Source organism: Pseudoxanthomonas jiangsuensis (assembly GCF_010093185.1).
Classification (GTDB): domain Bacteria; phylum Pseudomonadota; class Gammaproteobacteria; order Xanthomonadales; family Xanthomonadaceae; genus Pseudoxanthomonas; species Pseudoxanthomonas jiangsuensis.
This window is the reverse complement of sequence record NZ_PDWL01000099.1, coordinates 1-644: the sequence shown is the minus strand read 5'-3', so window position 1 is coordinate 644 and position 644 is coordinate 1. Positions and strand designations below refer to the sequence as shown.

At 69.4% G+C, this 644-nt stretch carries 1 protein-coding gene and 1 pseudogene; both read right to left on the bottom strand.

Translation table 11 applies throughout. From position 1 onward, the window contains the following. Window positions 1-464 (bottom strand): annotated as a pseudogene (locus tag CSC62_RS17455) (efflux RND transporter periplasmic adaptor subunit); the annotation flags it as partial. Between the two features lie 22 nt (window positions 465-486). After that, window positions 487-644, bottom strand: a 158-nt coding sequence (locus CSC62_RS17450) for a MipA/OmpV family protein (protein ID WP_162407905.1), incomplete at its 5' end; no start/stop codon positions are given.

Sequence of the window (644 nt, the reverse complement as noted above, 5' to 3'; positions counted from 1 at the left end):
CTGGCCACCTGCAGCTGCGCGGCGGCCGCATCTGCCGCCGCACGCGCGGCAGTCAAGGTGGCGTTGGAACTGGCACCGTCATCGAACATTGCATGTTGCTGGCGCAATTGCAGCTGCCGTTCGCCGGATTGCGCCAGCGCCGCGCGCACGTTGGCATCGGCCTGCTGTTCGCGCAGGCGCAGCGGTTCATCGTCCAGCCGTGCCATCAGTTGGCCGCGGGTCACCCGGTCGCCGACAACCCCCAGCACTGCCGACAGACGGCCTGCCCCTTCGAACCCCAGCTCGGCGCGTTGCTCCTGGCGCACCAGCGCCGGCACCTGCAGCGGGTTATCGCTCCCGCTGCCGAAGCGCTCCAGCTTCACCGCGCGCGGTGTCTCGCTGGCCGGCGCATCCGGCCCGCTGCATGCGGCCAGTCCCAGCAGCAACGTGCCGCACACCAGGCCGCGATAAAACATCGTCATCATTCGATCCCCCGGTCCATGCCGCTCAGCGGCTGTAGGTCAATGCGAGATTGCCGCTCACCACGCTGCGGCGTGCCACCAGCGGGCTGTCTTCGGCGTTGTCCAGGTAGCGCGTCCCGGTAACCCCCAACGTGGTGGCCCAGTGCTCGCCCAGCGAGTGCGTCCAGCTGCCACCTACCGCGG